18 protein-coding genes are annotated in these 14,648 nt (G+C 72.2%); 2 read left to right on the forward strand and 16 right to left on the reverse strand.

Annotated elements, in window-relative coordinates:
- Nucleotides 1–380: 380 nt before the first annotated feature.
- The 4 genes from ACZ5GH_RS26965 to ACZ5GH_RS26980 all read right to left on the reverse strand — a co-directional run bounded on the left by ACZ5GH_RS26965 (nt 381) and on the right by ACZ5GH_RS26980 (nt 2,649).
- Entirely contained in the window at nt 381–710 is a 330-nt protein-coding gene (locus tag ACZ5GH_RS26965; RefSeq protein WP_464335466.1) for an esterase, read from the reverse strand.
- A gap of 86 nt (nt 711–796) precedes the next feature.
- On the reverse strand, nt 797–1,009 hold the full coding sequence (locus ACZ5GH_RS26970; protein ID WP_360466860.1) for a hypothetical protein: 213 nt from the start codon (nt 1,007–1,009) through the stop codon (nt 797–799).
- Nucleotides 1,010–1,532: 523 nt separating this feature from the next.
- Nucleotides 1,533–2,273: a hypothetical protein gene (locus ACZ5GH_RS26975; RefSeq protein WP_464335467.1), complete on the reverse strand. Its 741-nt coding sequence runs from the start codon at nt 2,271–2,273 to the stop codon at nt 1,533–1,535.
- Between the two features lie 28 nt (nt 2,274–2,301).
- Nucleotides 2,302–2,649 (reverse strand): SPDY domain-containing protein, encoded by a 348-nt coding sequence (locus tag ACZ5GH_RS26980; protein WP_464335468.1) that lies wholly within the window; start codon nt 2,647–2,649, stop codon nt 2,302–2,304.
- A gap of 198 nt (nt 2,650–2,847) precedes the next feature.
- Between ACZ5GH_RS26980 and ACZ5GH_RS26985 the strand changes: the two genes are divergently transcribed.
- A complete protein-coding gene (locus ACZ5GH_RS26985; RefSeq protein WP_464335469.1) occupies nt 2,848–3,099 on the forward strand; it encodes a hypothetical protein in 252 nt (83 codons plus the stop codon).
- Between the two features lie 7 nt (nt 3,100–3,106).
- Here ACZ5GH_RS26985 and ACZ5GH_RS26990 read toward each other — a convergent pair whose 3' ends face one another.
- The 12 genes from ACZ5GH_RS26990 to ACZ5GH_RS27045 form a co-directional block, all read right to left on the reverse strand.
- Nucleotides 3,107–3,592, reverse strand: coding sequence for a hypothetical protein (locus tag ACZ5GH_RS26990; RefSeq protein ID WP_464335470.1), 486 nt, complete (start codon nt 3,590–3,592; stop codon nt 3,107–3,109).
- Nucleotides 3,593–3,621: 29 nt separating this feature from the next.
- Nucleotides 3,622–4,476, reverse strand: a complete 855-nt coding sequence (locus ACZ5GH_RS26995; protein ID WP_464335471.1) for an SPDY domain-containing protein — start codon at nt 4,474–4,476, stop codon at nt 3,622–3,624.
- Nucleotides 4,477–4,494: 18 nt separating this feature from the next.
- Nucleotides 4,495–5,280 carry an SPDY domain-containing protein gene (locus tag ACZ5GH_RS27000; protein ID WP_464335472.1) on the reverse strand — a complete coding sequence of 262 codons (786 nt, stop codon included), beginning with the start codon at nt 5,278–5,280 and terminating at the stop codon, nt 4,495–4,497.
- A gap of 97 nt (nt 5,281–5,377) precedes the next feature.
- Nucleotides 5,378–6,588, reverse strand: a protein-coding gene (locus ACZ5GH_RS27005) for an IS3 family transposase (RefSeq protein ID WP_464334099.1) whose coding sequence is annotated in 2 segments (ribosomal slippage) — nt 5,378–6,294 and nt 6,294–6,588 — 1,212 coding nt in all. Because the reading frame shifts where the segments join, the coding sequence is not laid out codon by codon here.
- Nucleotides 6,589–6,830: 242 nt separating this feature from the next.
- A complete protein-coding gene (locus ACZ5GH_RS27010) occupies nt 6,831–7,532 on the reverse strand; it encodes a winged helix-turn-helix transcriptional regulator (RefSeq protein ID WP_464335473.1) in 702 nt (233 codons plus the stop codon).
- A 15-nt stretch (nt 7,533–7,547) separates the two neighbouring features.
- On the reverse strand, nt 7,548–8,390 hold the full coding sequence (locus tag ACZ5GH_RS27015) for a hypothetical protein (protein ID WP_464335474.1): 843 nt from the start codon (nt 8,388–8,390) through the stop codon (nt 7,548–7,550).
- The gene (locus tag ACZ5GH_RS27020) at nt 8,387–9,034 is read right to left on the reverse strand and encodes a hypothetical protein (RefSeq protein ID WP_464335475.1); all 648 of its coding nucleotides are present in this window, start codon (nt 9,032–9,034) and stop codon (nt 8,387–8,389) included. The genes ACZ5GH_RS27015 and ACZ5GH_RS27020 overlap by 4 nt, the downstream gene beginning before the upstream one ends.
- Nucleotides 9,034–9,522 (reverse strand): hypothetical protein, encoded by a 489-nt coding sequence (locus tag ACZ5GH_RS27025; protein ID WP_464335476.1) that lies wholly within the window; start codon nt 9,520–9,522, stop codon nt 9,034–9,036. The genes ACZ5GH_RS27020 and ACZ5GH_RS27025 overlap by 1 nt, the downstream gene beginning before the upstream one ends.
- Nucleotides 9,519–10,265 (reverse strand): glycosyl hydrolase, encoded by a 747-nt coding sequence (locus ACZ5GH_RS27030; protein ID WP_464335477.1) that lies wholly within the window; start codon nt 10,263–10,265, stop codon nt 9,519–9,521. Before ACZ5GH_RS27030 ends, ACZ5GH_RS27025 begins: the two co-directional genes overlap by 4 nt.
- Nucleotides 10,262–10,852: a DUF4913 domain-containing protein gene (locus ACZ5GH_RS27035; RefSeq protein ID WP_464335478.1), complete on the reverse strand. Its 591-nt coding sequence runs from the start codon at nt 10,850–10,852 to the stop codon at nt 10,262–10,264. Before ACZ5GH_RS27035 ends, ACZ5GH_RS27030 begins: the two co-directional genes overlap by 4 nt.
- 135 nt (nt 10,853–10,987) lie before the next feature.
- Nucleotides 10,988–11,701, reverse strand: a complete 714-nt coding sequence (locus ACZ5GH_RS27040) for an HAD family hydrolase (protein WP_464335479.1) — start codon at nt 11,699–11,701, stop codon at nt 10,988–10,990.
- Nucleotides 11,702–11,730: 29 nt separating this feature from the next.
- A complete protein-coding gene (locus ACZ5GH_RS27045; RefSeq protein WP_464335480.1) occupies nt 11,731–12,939 on the reverse strand; it encodes an MFS transporter in 1,209 nt (402 codons plus the stop codon).
- Nucleotides 12,940–13,838: 899 nt separating this feature from the next.
- On the opposite strand from ACZ5GH_RS27045, the gene ACZ5GH_RS27050 reads away from it, so the two are divergent.
- Nucleotides 13,839–14,579 (forward strand): hypothetical protein, encoded by a 741-nt coding sequence (locus tag ACZ5GH_RS27050; RefSeq protein WP_464335481.1) that lies wholly within the window; start codon nt 13,839–13,841, stop codon nt 14,577–14,579.
- The last annotated feature ends 69 nt before the right edge of the window (nt 14,580–14,648 follow it).

The raw sequence follows: 14,648 nt of genomic DNA on the forward strand, positions 1-14,648 counted from the left end.
TGTCGAGCTGGTTGAGTTTGATGGCGAGTCGATCGTGGTCCATGCAGGTGCCGGGGCGGAAAACCGGGGAACAGCAGCTGGCTGTCCGGAGCCAGTTCGCGCAGGGCCGGGCGTCGGGTGAACGGCCGGCAGCAGGAGCCAGTCGATGGAGCAGGTCAGCCAGCGCTGGCGGCAGGAGGACGGGGCTCCGGTCGAGGGTTAGGTAGGCATGAGGCCCCTTCGTAGAAATTTGCGAAGGGGTGAGCGTGACGATGCGCTGGGGAACCTGGCCGTAGAGAAGCTCGGTGTTCCGGTGACGAGCGTCCGCGGCGCCGGGCGGGTGGGCGTACGGCGAGGCCGCCCCGGCCGGGTTGGCGCGGGGCGGCCTTGTTCGGTGGTGTTCAGGAGTCGGCGAGCCGGTTGGCGAGTTCGAGGGCTGCGGTGGCCACGGCGAGGGCTGAACACAGGCCGGTGACCTCGTAGAGGGTGGGGCGCACCAGGCGGGGCCAGTCATCGGGGGCAGCGGACCAGGTGGCGAGGTGGACGTCGGTGGTGGCGAGGCCGAGGCGGGCGGTGACGTCCCAGCCGGCCCCAGGGGCGGGCTCCCACCGGAGCGAGATGCGGCCGAAGGGGAGTCTGAGCACCGTGGTCGGGATCCAGAGGACCTCGATCGGCTGGTCGGGCGGTGTGGGGACGCGGCGGACGAGCGCTCCGCTCGCCCACGGTGGCATGGGGTGCAACGCGAACCTGTCGAGCGGCTGCGGGAAGCTGAAGCGGTAGCTGGTCGGGATGCGGTTCTCCTTCGGTCGGGGCGGGTTCAGGCCCAGGCGAGTTCTTCACGGACAGCGGTGGGCAGGTAGCCCTCCTGGCCGTCCTCGGCCAGGTAGACGAGGCCGTTGTGGACCACGACGTCCGAGGTCAGCAGGTGGGAGAACGGCCAGTCCGGGTTCACGGCGAGCCGGACACGCAGGTTCGGGTCGAGGTTCTGGAGCTGGGCGATCAGGTGGGCGACGGTCAGGTGCTGCGGCACAGTTGTCTCCTCGGCGTGCTGGCCGGACGGGTGTCGGGGTGGATCAGGGGCGCTGCGAGTTGGGTCGGGGACGTTACGCGGGCGGCCGGGGTGTCCGGCGGAGAGGAAGAACGAGGACGGGTTCGTCGGCGGGCCACGGGTCGCAGGACTCCCAGGGAAAGTCCCGGGCGAGGATCACGGTGCCTTCCGGCCCCTCGACCTCGGGCAGGCCGCAGACACCGCATCCGCACGTCGGGTCGTACGGTCCGGGGCCTGCCAGGTAGGGGGCGGAGGCGAAGTACTCGGTGCGGCGGTAGCGCCCGGGGGCAGCGGATGCGACGGCGGAGACGATCAGGTCGCCGGAGCGGACCTCGTCGGCACGGACGATCCGCAGGGCCGGGCTGGCGAGGACGCGACGGGAGGCGCGGTGTTCGGTGACGGCGGTGACGATGAGCGGGTGGAAGTCGACGTGATGGGTGCTCGTTGGCGGCGTCCCTCGTGGTGGGTTGGTGCCCCGGGTTGGGCTGGGGCAGCTGGCGGTGGTTCAGCCGGCGAGGCGGTACGAGCGCAGGGGCAGCGGCTCGCCCTCGGCAGCGAGGAGCACCAGGCCGTCGTCGGCCAGGCGGTCGAGGGATCTGGCGACCGCGCGGTCGCGCAGGCCGAGGGCGGTGCCGATCTGGCGGACCCGTGCGCCACCGGGCGACTTGGCGAGCTCGGCGACGACACGGGCGTCCCGGCGCAGGCCGCTCTCGTGGACGTCGTCGAAGGCCAGCAGCAGGCCGCTCGCGCTGAGGGCGAGGCCGAGGACGAACGCGGCGGACTGCGGCGGGACGGAGAAGGCGTTGGCCAGGCCGAGCGCGGCGATGGCCGGGCCGGGGATACGGGTGAGGTCGATGGTGATCGTCAGAGTGGTCTCCTTCGTCGAAGCCGGTTGCGGCGATGGGTGGTAGGAGCGCTGGCGCGGAATGGGCAGGGCTTCGCCGCCGTGGGCCTCGATCAGGTCCCGCACCAGGGCGACAGGGACGTTCGGGTACACGGACTCGGTGGGGTCGTCATCCTCGGAACCCGGGTCGAGATATGTGCTCCAGGTGCCCCACGGTTCGGGGCGCCGGGTAGGGAAGCCGACCTCCAACGTCTGGGCGGGCAGCAGGAACACGTCGGCGGGGGCGAGCACCGAGAGGCAGAAGCCGTCTGCGCACACGATGTGCGGGTCGTCCAGGGCAAGGCCAAGCGCGTTGCGCGCGGTGCCGTGGGTGATGCGGCGGTCCAGCCGGGGTGTGGGCAATGGGTCCTCCAAGCAGGGGTGTTGGGGATCAGCGGGTGGGGTTGGCGATGAGCGCGGCGAGGAACCCGGCGACGGCCTCGGTGGGGGTGTGGATGCCGAACTCCTGGGTCCAGGCGTCGGCGTCGGTGGGCTGGACCTGGACGCGCCAGACGATGCCGCGCTGCCAGGCGCCGTGGTCCTCGGGCAGCCAGCCGACGTAGACGCGACCGTCCGGGCTGGTGCAGTGCACGTTGGCCTCGGGGGTGTCGACCATCGGCCAGCCGAGGCTGTCGAGCAGCGTGAGGACCGGCTCCGCGCTGTGGTCGCAGGAGAGCCAGGAACGGTCCTCGGCGGTCGGGCGGAGAGGGGCGGGCAGGAAGCTGCTGGGGGTGTTCACGGGGGCCGGTCCCTTCGTTGACCTGCGGTTTCGGCGGCACGAGTACGTTGACATGCCGCATACCGAAGTTCGTAGTCGTTTCCCCGGGCCGGCGGTCTGCCGTGGGCGAACTGGGAGGGAATGGATCGGAGCACACGGGTGCTGAACCAGGGCTACGGCGCGGGGCCGTAAGTGGCGCGAAGGGGGACGAGGGCGTTGGTGCCGAGCAGAGGCCGGGACATGGCGGCGCTGGAGCGCAAGATCCGGGCGGCGGGGCGGGCGTGGACGATGGGCGACATCGTGATGATCGCCGAGGGCCAATGGGCCGTCGCCACGACGAGGCGCGCCGAGCGGGAGCAGGTCGAGGCGCGGCTGGCGGACGGTCAGCGGATGGAGCTGACCTTGGAGGAACTGGCCCGCATGGTGGGCGCCGCCGACCCGGGCGCCCACCACGACCGGGCCGCGGACTGACCGGCCGCTACCGGCGGTTCGCCACGGGCTGGACCGGAGCGGCAGCGGCCGGTGGGGCGGGCTGGCCGATGGGCAGCCCCAGGGGGCGGGGAGCCTGCGAGGTGCGGGCGGTGGCGGCCCGGACGCGCTCGGCGGCCGGGCCGTCTTCGGCCTTGAGCGCGTGCCCGCGGGCGTCGATGACGCTGCGGATCGCGTGCAGCGCAGTGTTGCTCTCGGCGTAGGCGGTCCGCAGCGCGCTCGCCGATTCGGTGATCCGGTCGAGGTCGTAGAAGGCGGGGACCTGGCCGGGCCGGGTGAGGGCGTGCAGGCGGTCCTGGTGCACGGCAGCGGAGTTGGACACGACCACGAGGTGGGACCGGGTGTGCATCGCCGCGCGCAGCATGGGGTCCTCGACGGGCACGCGGGGCGCGGTTTTCTCCAGTTCGGCGATGGGTCGGCCCCAGGAGCGTTCGATCATCGCGTCCGCGTGGTCGAGGGCGGTGGTGTCGGGCACGGCGTTCTCCAGGGTGCTGGTGGGGGCGGTCAGTGGGAGCGCCCGGCGAGGGCGGGCTGCCGGGGTGCCGGCGGCGGGGTCGCGGTGGTGTAGGCCAGGGCGGAAGCGGGCCTACGGGGCGCTGCGGGCGAGCGGGCGGTGGCGGCCTGGATGCGGGAGACCTCCAGCGGGGTCGGCGCCGCCGGGACGGCGATGGCTTGCCGCGGTAGGCGGTTGAGGGCGGAGGGCCGCAGGTAGCGCTCGACCGGTCCGGGGTTGGCGACGGCCGTGGCGAGCGCGCCGAGCACCTGGTCGGGGACGCCTGAGGAGGCGGTGGCGTACCAGCGATGCTCGGGCGGTCCGACTTCGAACAGCCACCGTTCCGCGTCACCGGCCATCTCGGCCTCGTGGCGCAGGTGGCCGCGCCGCCGATGCAGCGTGACGAGCTGATCGGGTGTCTGGAAGGCGGTGGCGGAGGATTGGGAGTCGATCCGCCAGCCGCTGCGCAGGAGGCCGTTGGTGGTGTCGAGTCCGATCCTGGCGCTACCGCCCAGGACGGTGCCGGGGTCGTAGGTGTGGACGGTGGCGAGAGCGGTGGTGAACTCGCCGACGATCTCCGGCGGGGCCTGAAGGTTGAAGGTGACCAGCCACTGCGGCGGCGCGAACGCGTGGGTGTGGGCGCTGATCGACCACAGCTCACCGTGCTCGCCCTCGGGCAGGAAACCGCAGCGGACGGTGTGATCAGGGGTGGTGACGAAGACGTTGCCCAGGTCGTCCCGGCTGAAGTTCCAACCCGCGTTGATCAGCGGCTTGAGTCCGGGGTCGCCGGTGTGGGTGGGGCCCGCGAGGAAGCGGGGCGAGATGCGGTACTCGCGCGGACGCTCGAGCCAGGGGTAGTCCGACATGGGGAGGCTCTCCTTCGGTCAGCGGCGGCGCGGGCTGACGGCCCCGGTCGAGTTCGGTGCGCCGGCAGGCGCGGGCGGTTCCTCGACGCTCAGGGAGAAGGACGCCGGTGCTGCGCGTCCGGTGGTCACGTGGGGGCGGTTCGCGCGCGGGATTTCCGTCCGGAGCCGCCTGGCCGGATGCACGGCGAGGGCGATGGCGGCGTTACAGAGGAGGTAGAAGGGGACGCCGATGGTGAAGTCCGCCTGCCAGAGGGGACTGTGGGGACTGCCGGCGATCACGCTCCAGGACGCCGGGAACTGGCCGTCCAGCTCGGCCTCCGGCGGTTGGTGACCCACCCAGTGGCGGTAGAAGGCCCGGCCGTCCGGGGCTATCTGGTCGTGAAAGCCATGCGGGCTGTTCGGGTTCGGCCACCAACCGCGCTCGGCCAGCAGGGAGGCGGGGTTGCCCGGCCGGTACCGCGGACCGCCTTCGAGGTAGTCGCGGTGGTTGCTGCGCAGACCGTCGATGAGAGGGGTGGTGAACGCGGCGGTGATCTCGGCCGGCGTGCCGGGGCCGAACCTGGCGGCCCAGAGCCTCTCGCCGCCGGGGGCGACGTAGCCCTGAACGGTCCAGGACCCCTGTCCGGCCGCAGGCTCGTGGGTGACGGTGGCGCGCCCGCAGGGACTGGCGTAGCGGAGCAGGTCGGCGGTTTCGGTCCTGGACCAGCCGGGGGCGGTGTCCAGCGGGAAGGTGACGGTGAAGGGGTCGCCGGGGCCGGCGAGGTAGACCGGGGTGACGAGCAGAAGGGGGGAGGCGGAGGGCACGGGATGCTCCTGATGGCGGGGAGCGGGCCTGTGCGCCGTCGTCGGTGACCTGACGACGCACGAGCCCGGGCCCTGACCCCGGATGTTGGACACGGGGTTATGCGGCTTGGGCGAGTGTAGTTGATGTTGTGCTGAGGGCGGTCTCGTAGGCGATCGGGCTGCGGTATCCGAGGCTGCTGTGGCGGCGGACTGTGTTGTAGCGGTGGAGCCAGCGGAAGAGCTCCAGGCGGGCCTCGCGCTCGCTTGACCAGCTCTTTCGGCCTTGGAGGGTCTCGCGTTTCGCCGTCGCGTTGAAGCTCTCCGCGAGCGCGTTGTCAGCGCTGGACCCGACCGCGCTCATCGACTGCCGGACGCCGGCCCGGCGGCAGGCCTCGGCGAAGACCCTGCTGCTGTACTGGGAGCCGTGATCGGTGTGCATCACCGCCCCGTGCAGGCTGCCGCGGGTCCGCTCGGCCGCGGCCAGGGCGTCGATGACCAGCTCGGCGCGCATGTGGTCGGCGATTGCCCAGCCGGCCAGCCGGCGCGAGCACAGGTCGATCACGGTCGCGAGATAGCAGAACTTGCCGCCGCCGACCGGCAGATACGTGATGTCGCCGACGTACTTCCGGTTGGGCTGCTCGGCGGTGAAGTCGCGGCCGACCAGGTCCGGGGCCTTCGCCGCGGCGGGGTCCGCGATGGTGGTGCGGTGCTTGCGCCGCAGCCGCAGCCCGGCGATCTGGGCGGCGTTCATCAGCCGGGCGACCTTCTTGTGGTTCACGACGTCGCCCTGGTCGCGGAGCTCGGCCGTGACGCGCGGGACGCCGTAGGTGCCGTCCGAGGCGGCGTGGACCGCGCGTATCCGCGCGGTGACCTCGGCGTCCGCGGCCTGCCGGGCGGCGCGGTCGGGGGCGGTGGTCTGCCAGTAGTAGAAGCTGGACCGGGCGATGCCCAGGACCTGGCACAACCGCTTGACGCCGTAGCGGCGCTGGTGGTCGGCAACGAACTGGCAGCGGTTCACCAGCGCGTCTCCCCTGCGAAATACCGGGCGGCCTTGCGCAGGATGTCGCGCTCCTCCTCCAGCTCGCGGATCCTCTTGCGCGCGGCCGCCAGCTCGGCCTGCACCGCGTCAGCGGCCGGAACCGCCGCGAGAGCCCCGGCCGCCGAGTGCGAGGCGGGACGGCGTCCGTCGGCGGTCCGAATCCAGTTGCGCAGGGTCTCGGTGTTCACCCCGAGGTCCTCGGCGACCGACTTGATCGTCGCCCCCGGCCGGGACCGGTACAACGCGACCGCGTCCACCTTGAACTGCGGCGGGTAGTGCTTCATCACCATCTGTGCAGGACTCCTGTCCACCCGGACCATCAAGATCCAAGTGTCTCTGGTGTCCAACATCCGGGGTCAGGGCCCCCCGTAGGGACGGCAACGGTCGGGTCTGGCTGGGGTGTTCATGGCGGTCACCTGCTGCGGGAGGAACTGGAGGCGGCGGTGACGGCAGCCGGAACGCGCGGCTGCGGCAGCGGGGCGTGGCTGAACAGCGTGGAGGGGGCGGAGCTTCGCCGCAGGGCCGCCGCGGTTCAGGCAGCGCTCGCTCCGGTGACCGGGGCGCCGAGGGTGCGGGTCGCGGCCGGCACCTGGACCTTGGGCACGGACGAGTGCCGGTCCTCCCATTGCTGCACCGCTGCGAAGACGGGGCCCAGGGCCCGTCCGGCGTCGGTCAGGGTGTAGGGGTCGCCGTGCCGGTGGCCGGTCCGGGTGACCAGCCCGTCCGCCTGCATACGGTTGAGGCGGGTGGCGATGAGCTGCTCGTAGACGCCGACCTGCTCGGCGAGATGGCTGACACGCATGCTGTCGCTTGCCGAGAGCAGCCGGACCACCTCGGTGGTGTCCAGCAACTGCAGGCGGTGCAGCGCGTCCTCGATGCGGTCGGACCGTCCCTGGGGTGTGTGGTCAAGATGGTCCGAGGACCACTGGGCGAGGGCCCGGTAGACCGGGCCGAGCGTGCGCGCTCGGTCGGTGAGCCGGTAGGGAGTCGTTCGGTCGAACTGGGCGTCGCGGGCCACCAGAGCGGCGGTGGACATCGTGGTCAGCCGCTTGCTGGTGTACGTCTGGCTGAGCGTCGGGAAGTACTGGCCGAAGTCGCGAACGCGTAGCTCCGGCCCGTACTTGGCGATCGTGTGGACGAAGGCGGTGGTCCACTTCGGGGCGAGCTGGCGCAGGGTCGTCTGGACGGTCTGCGCGTTGCCGCGGGTGAACTCGGCGGTGAGGGGCTGGGACATGGCGGTGGTTCCTGGTCAACGGGCGCGGGTCGGCTGGGCGGACGGGGAGGGGGCGGATGGCGCTGGCTCGGCGGCAGGTGATGCGGTGGGGCCGGTGGCGCTACGGGAGAGCGCGGCGGATACGCGCTGGTCTGCGGCGCGTGAGGCATCGAGGAGGGCCTGGCCGGCGGGCGTCAGCGAGAGCAGGTGGCCGGGCCGGTAGGGCGAGGTGCTGGTGTCGGCGACGACGAGGTCTTCGGCCATCAGCGCCTCGACGGTGTGCAACCAGACCGACGGACGCTCGCCACTGCCGTCCGAGAGGAACGCGAAGTGGTACAGGGCGTCTTGGCGCAGCCATAGACCACCGTGGTCGATCGCCGCCAGGGCCTCGAACTCCCGGATGCGGGGGTCGTACCCGGACGGCGTGCTGGGCAGGTCGGGCTCGGCGGCCAGCGCCTGCGAGGCCGTGGCGGCTGCGTGCTTGAGAGCGAGCGGTCTCTCAGGCACAGGCAGGCCGGCCTCGGTGCACCGCTCGTAGGCGCTGACGGCACCGGTGAGCTGCTCGAAAGCCGCGCCCCGGCGAGCGCTGAGCAGTTCGACCTGGAGTCCGGCGGACTGCATGATGCCGTTGACGCCGCGCATGGAGGCGTGGTCTCCCCGGGCGATCGGTGCCAGGCGTTCGATCACCTGCTGTGCCTTGGCGGTGAGGTCCTGGTGGAGCCGGTCGACCTCGCGGGCGGAGGTGGCGACCATGAAGGCGAGGCGCGTGAGGGGGCTTTCGCCGGGGTGGCGCGCGTACAGCTCCCAGGGGTTCTCGACGCCGAGCTCGTCGAACACCAGGTGGGCGCCAGGGTTCGTCAGTGGGTCGTGGGGGTTCACTCGGCCGTCTCCATCCGGGCCAGGAGGGAGCGGACCAGGGTGGGCAGGCTGCCGGGGCCCTCCCCGCCGAGCGGGACGGCGCTGACCGATTCGTCCATGAGCTCGCGGGCGTCCTCGAACAGGCCAGCCGTGATCTCCGTGCACGCCTCGGCGAAGGCGGCGCAGGCGACCAGGGCCCGGCCGAGAACCCGGAGGTAGAGACCGGGCGGCAGGCCGGCCTCGGCGGCGAGGGCGGTGACGGCCTCCCGGTCCTGCGGGGAGTAGACGGACAGGTCGAAGCCCTTTATCTCATCGGGGGTGGTAGCTGCAGTGCCCATGGCGGGGATGCCGGCGTGGGTGCACAGGAGGTCGACGATCTGGGTGAGTTCGGAGAGGGACTCGGTCAGCCAGCCCAGGGCGGAGGCGTAGGAGGCGACGGTGAACAGGACGGCGGGGGTGGCCGGGTACTCCTCGGCCAGCAGGTCCTCCAGGCGGAAGGCCAGTTCACCGACCACATCGGGCCCGGCGGACAGCGGGCCGAGGATCGGCTGGAGGTAGGAGCGCGACGGCGGGGTGGGGTGCTGGGCGGTGACGATGCCGGAGACGGCCTCGGCCGCCTCGATGAGCCAGGTGGCGAGGTCGGCGTGGGTGGGAGCGGTGGTCATCAGCGGGCCTTTCGGGCGGTGGTGGTGGCGTAGCCGGGGGAGGTGGTGGTGTAGGCCGGGCCGGTGCCGCGGTCGGGTGCCGGGGCGGTGGAGCGGGCGCGGGCGGCGCGGACGCGGGCCTCCTCGGCCGGGCCGAGGCCGGAGGGGAGGTTGAGTCCGGTGCGGCCCAGGCGGTTCTGGGCGGAGCGGTAGACCTGGTAGTCGAGCCGGGGACCGGCGGCGACGAGGTACACCTCGCGTCGGTGCCGGGAGTCGGTGGGGGCGTCGCGGAACTGCACGACCAGGCGGTGGCTGGCCCACTGCTCGCCGACGCCGAGGTAGATCTTGTGGCAGCCCTCCAACCGGCCTTCGAGGCGCTTGGCGACGCGCTCGCCGTGCACGAGGTCCTGCAGGTGCAGCAGGGCCTGGTCGCGGACGGCGTCGGGGAGTTGGCGCAGGTCGGCGATGGCGTCGGGGTGGGCGGCGAACCCGTACTTCGCGCGGCTCACAGGGACCGCCCCCGATCCGGCTGTGCGACGGCGGCTGCTGCCGCGGGTGCGGACGCCGCGACGACGGCGGTGATCGGGGCGGTGCTGCGGGCGAGTGCGGCGCGGGTGCGCAGGGCGTCGGCGTCGCGGCGGTACTCGGGCGGCTGCGGGAGCGGAATGCTCTGTGCGTCCAGCCAGTTCTCGGCGGCGGCGTAGTCGGGGAACGCGCCTTCGCGGACCGTGTAGGTGTCTTGGTCCGGCTGGGACTGTTCGATGAAGACCCGGACCGGCAGCTCGGTGGCGTTCTTGTCCATGGCCATGGTCCACGCCCGGGTCGGGTCCTCATCGGCGGCCTTGACCTCGATGAGCTCGTAGCGCTCGCCGGAACGGTGGATCTGGTCCTCGATCCGGGTGGTGAGTTCATCGGCCGGGGCGAAGGGGGTGCGCAGTTCCATCGCCTCGGGCGGACAGCCGCGGTCGGCGAGCCACTTCCGCGCGAACGCCACGTTGGCGTGTGTGAAGCTGTCCATCGCGAACGTTCCCCGGGCCCGGTCGCGTTGGACATCGAACGTGGCGATGTTCGGCAGGTTCCGCTCGACGTCCCACGTGGCGGCAGTGTCGAAGGTGAGGAAGAGGCTGCGCTCGCCGATGTCGTGCCGGGCCAGGAGGTCGTAGTCGCTCTCCCAGGTGTACCGCCACAGGTGGTCGGAGTGGTCGTCGGCGGGGGACAGGCCGTCGACGTCGAAGTCGAGATCGGTGCTCATGCTGCGAGTCCCAGCTGGTCGGGGGTGGATAGGAGGCGATGGGCGGGCCGGGAGGGGCTGGTGGTGCACGCGGCGAACGGTCCGTCGGGGGAGCGGAGTTGGAGGAGGGCGTGGTCGAGGTGGTCGCGGTGCCACGTTGAGGGCCCGGTGCGGCCGGCCTCGGCGGCGGTCAGCTGCTGCCACGCGAGCCACAGGGCGTGCAGGCGGGCGACAGCCTCGGGGTGCTCGTACCAGCGCGCGCACCAGGGGCGGGTGGAGCTGATCTCCCGGCCGTAGGTGGGCAGCAGGAGGTGGGTGACCCAGTTCGCCAGCCCGGCCAGCTCGGCGGCGTACTGCGCGCCGCCCATCGCCAAGATGAACAGCGGAGCAGGTGCGCCGGGTTCGCCCTCGGTAGCGGGGCCCGGCTGCTCTGAGCCGGGCCCTGCGTCGGGCTCGGTGTCGGCTTCGGAGCTGAGGCGGTCCAGAAGCACGCCGTGCTGGCGGACCTCGGCCATGGTGCGGTTGAGCGCGCTGACGAGGTCGTCGAGATCCTCGTCGGGGATGCGGATCGGCTCGGGCTCGGAGGCGCCCGGCAGCGGGTCGGACATGGCACATCCAGGGGGTTCGAACGGACAGGGGACGGGGCGGTGGGTCTTCTTCGGGGGGTCATGGCTGGTCTCCGGTGGTGCGGGTGAGGAAGAGGATCCGCAGGATCGGCGGTTTGGTACGGCCGCCAACTCGTGCTAGACGCAGGCGGGGTGAACAGCCCGGGCGCTGGCCAGACGCAGGCCGAGAGTGACGGCGTCGGCGAGGGTGTCGGTGAGCGGGTGACCGGCGGCGGCGAGCTTGGTGGGGTGGTGGAGACCGCCGATGTGCAGCACTGCGAGCGCCCCGTTGGCGTGGGCGGCGTCCGCGTCGTCGATGGCGTCGCCGACCAGCAGCACCCGGTGCGCCTGGTCGTCGAGGCCGAGCGCGGTGAGGTGGGCGGTCAGCGGTGCGGCCTTGGTGCCGCCGGAGGGGCCGGTTCGGCCGTCGATCCGCTGGAAGAAGTGCCCGATGCCGGCCTGTTCGACCTCGCGCTCCAGGGTGTCGTGCGGGCACAGCGACAGCAGCGACTGGGTGTGCCCGGCCTCGCGCAGGGCGGTCATCAGCTCGACGGCGCCCTCGCGCACGCGCACCGGCTGGGCGCGCAGGTGGGCGAGGAAGGCGTTGTCGCTGGAGATCCACTCCTGCTCGGTGATCGTCCGGCCGAGCAGGCGGGCGTAGAAGTTCGGGATCGGCATGGTGTGCTTGGCCCGGTAGGTCTCCCGGTCGACCGCTTCGCCGCCGAGGGCGGGCAGGGTCGCGTTCAACGCGCAGACGTGGTCGTCGAGGTCGTCCTTGACTGTCCCGTTCCAGTCCCAGACAACGTGCATGCGGGTGGCGGGAGTTGCGGCGGCGAAGAAGACGGTGTTCACGGCGTGGTCCTTCGGAATGAGCTTGGTGATCAGGCGGAAAGGCGGTCGTTGAAGCGGTGCAGCAGCCACAGGGCGGTGGCGGCCCCGGTGAGCGGGACGGCGGCGACGAGCAGGGGGCCGGCAGCTTCGGCGAAGGAGGCCAGTCCGGTTCCGGCGGCCTGGCCGATGCCGATGCAGGCGATGAGCCAGGCGAAGGCCTCGGTCGCTTCGCCTTCGGGGGCGAGGCGGTCGATGCTGAGGAAGGCGGCGGTCAGCAGCGGGGCGAGGAAGGTGCCGGGCAGGACCGCGCCGAGCACGGCGATGGCGGGCGCGGGGTCGGGCAGCAGGGGCAGCCATCCGGCCGCGAAGCCGATGGACGCGGCGACCAGGTGCTTGGCGGGGGCGCCGGGCCAGGCATGTCGGCCGTAGGCCAGGCCGCCGAGCATGCTGCCGATGGACAGCGCGGCCGGCATCACCCCGGCCAGCCACCCGGCGTGGTGGCGCTCGGCCGCGCTGATCGCCAGGACGTTGACCGCGCCGAGCGCGACACCAGTGCCGATCAGCGCGGCGAACAGCACCCGAAGGCCCGGCACCCGCAGTGGACCCATCCAGTGCACCGCTTCGGTGAACTCGGCTGGCGTCCAGGCGCGGGAGGGGCTGGCGGTGACGACCAGGCCGGTGCCGAGCAGGCCGAGCGCCGCGGTTGCAACCAGCGCGGTGGTCGCCCCGGCGCCGGCGGCGAAGCCGGAGACCAGCAGGGGACCGGCGACGAACACCAGGCCCTGGGTGCTGCTGTCCAAGGAGAGAGCGGTGCGCTGATGTTCGGGATCGGGCAGAAGGTGCGGCCACAGCGCCCGGAGCCCGGCCTCGAGCGGCGGCGTTGCCAGCCCCGCGACCAGGACGGTCAGCGCGGCGAGCACTGGGTGGCGGGCCGGGCCGCTGCACGGCAGCAGCAGGAACGCCGTGCTGGCCGCGATCGTGGCGGGGACGTGGACCTGGGTTTGGCCGTGGCGGTCGATCAGGCGCCCGAGCAGCGGCTGTCCCAGGGCCGAGGCGAGGCCGTAGAGGGCGCCGAGCAGTCCGGCCAGGGCGAGCGAGCCGTGTTCGGCGCGCACCAGCAGCAGGATCGCGATCGGCGCCATGCCAGTGGGCAGGCGGCCGATCAGGGTGCCGCCCAGCAGCCGGGCGACGTGCGGCGAGCCCAGGACAGCGCGGTAGCCGCTGCCCTGGGCTGGGCCGGTGGCGGTGGTGGTGCTCAAGGAGGATGTCCTTCGGTTCTACGGCCGTCGGCGCGCGGGCGCGCCGGGCCGGGGCATGCGCAGGCATGACAGCCCCCTCGGTTGGTGCGGCTGCGGAGAGAAGAGTCCGCGGATTCCGGGATTTGGTACGGCCGGGAAAAAGAGGTAGAAGCCCCTCACCCGGCACGGCAGCGCGGCAGCACGAACGGCGGCGCCAGCAACTCCAACGCACGGAAGACCTGTTGGCCCACAACACGGTTGCCGAGGCGTGACGTGCACCAGTACGTGGCCGTTAGTAGGAGTAATTTGGCCAGCCCCGCGACTGCGCCGCGCGGTGTTGGGGTCAACAACGCCACCCGCCCGCTGGGTCGGCGGGCGACACCGAGCAGATGCGCGCTCTGCACCGGCTGCCGGGGTCTGCGCAGACGGCTGCGCCCTCGGCGCGAGCAGGCCGAAGGCGTACGCTAACTCGCGGTCTAGCACTGCGACATGAGGTCGGCTAGGGGTGGATTGATGCTGACGTGGATCGAGGCTGTGGCATTCGGAGCGGGCGGTGGACTGATCGCCGAAGCAGTCGTCACGTACGGACGTCTGCATACCTGGCAACAGGCACGACATATGGCGCGGGCGACAGAGGCCCCGCTCCCACCACTCGGCAACTTTGTCGATCCACTCGCGGACTCGCTCGCCGCACTCTTTCGCGTGGCGCTGGGAGGCGCGGCCGGGTGGTTGCTCCACACCGAGGTCACAGGCGTCTACGCGGCGGCGACCGTGGGAGCCTCCGCGCCCGCGCTATTGGCCCAGATCGGCCGGGCGACTACTCCGGATCAGGCTCTACGCAGCCCGGGCGGAGCAGTGCCGGATGCACTTCCGGCGCCGACGGGTCGCGAGGGGACATCTCCCGTCCGTGGGGAGGCGTCGTGACTGTCGGCTCGGTTGCCCGTCGCTCCTGGCGCTCGTTCACCGGAGGCATGGTTGCTCACCATACTCCGGCCGGGGTGCGTGCACGTGATGGGTACACGCTGTGGCAGCGGTTCTGGGCCTCGTTCATCGGTGCGGACCTGCCCTCCGGACACCTCGACACTGTGACTCTTCTCCTGAAGAAACCGGCCGAGGACCGGCATCCGGCGACTCGTGAGGCTTCGATCGATCGGTCACGGACCAACCCGCTCGCTCCAGGCTGGTTCTCTCTCCCGCGGCTTCCGCAGGCCGGCGGTCTGGCTGCTGCGGGAGGCGACACCGTGCTGCTCGAGGCATCGTCCCCGGACGGCACCGCTCGTTTCCTCGTGCGCAGCCACGGGGACTCCGTTCCTGAGTACAGCCTGGAACTCGTCGTGCGCGGCATCGAGGGCGCCGCACCACTGATGACGGCGGTCAGGTACGCGGGTCCGGTCGGTCCTGAGCGGGTGCTGCTTGTGCCCGTGGTGCAGGGGCGTTTCGGTCCCGCCGCCTCGTACGTCCGGCTCCCGGGCTTCGTTGGGGAGGGTTGGGCAGCCTCCGTGCCGGTTCCGGTGGGTCCGGACAGTGTGTGGGACGTCGCGACGGTCGCGCTGTCGGTCGGCGCCTCGCTCAATGATGCGACCCGTGATGCCTGGCGCCGGGTGCGGGCGCGGATTTCGGACGCCGGTCTGCGTCGCGTCATCGACGAGGAACTGCGGTGACCGGGGCAGCGGGGCCTGGGCATCGCGCGAGTACCCGGGAGGGGGCCCGGTCGGAGGCGGTGGCGACCC

The sequence above is a fragment of the Kitasatospora sp. Xyl93 genome, assembly GCF_055383135.1.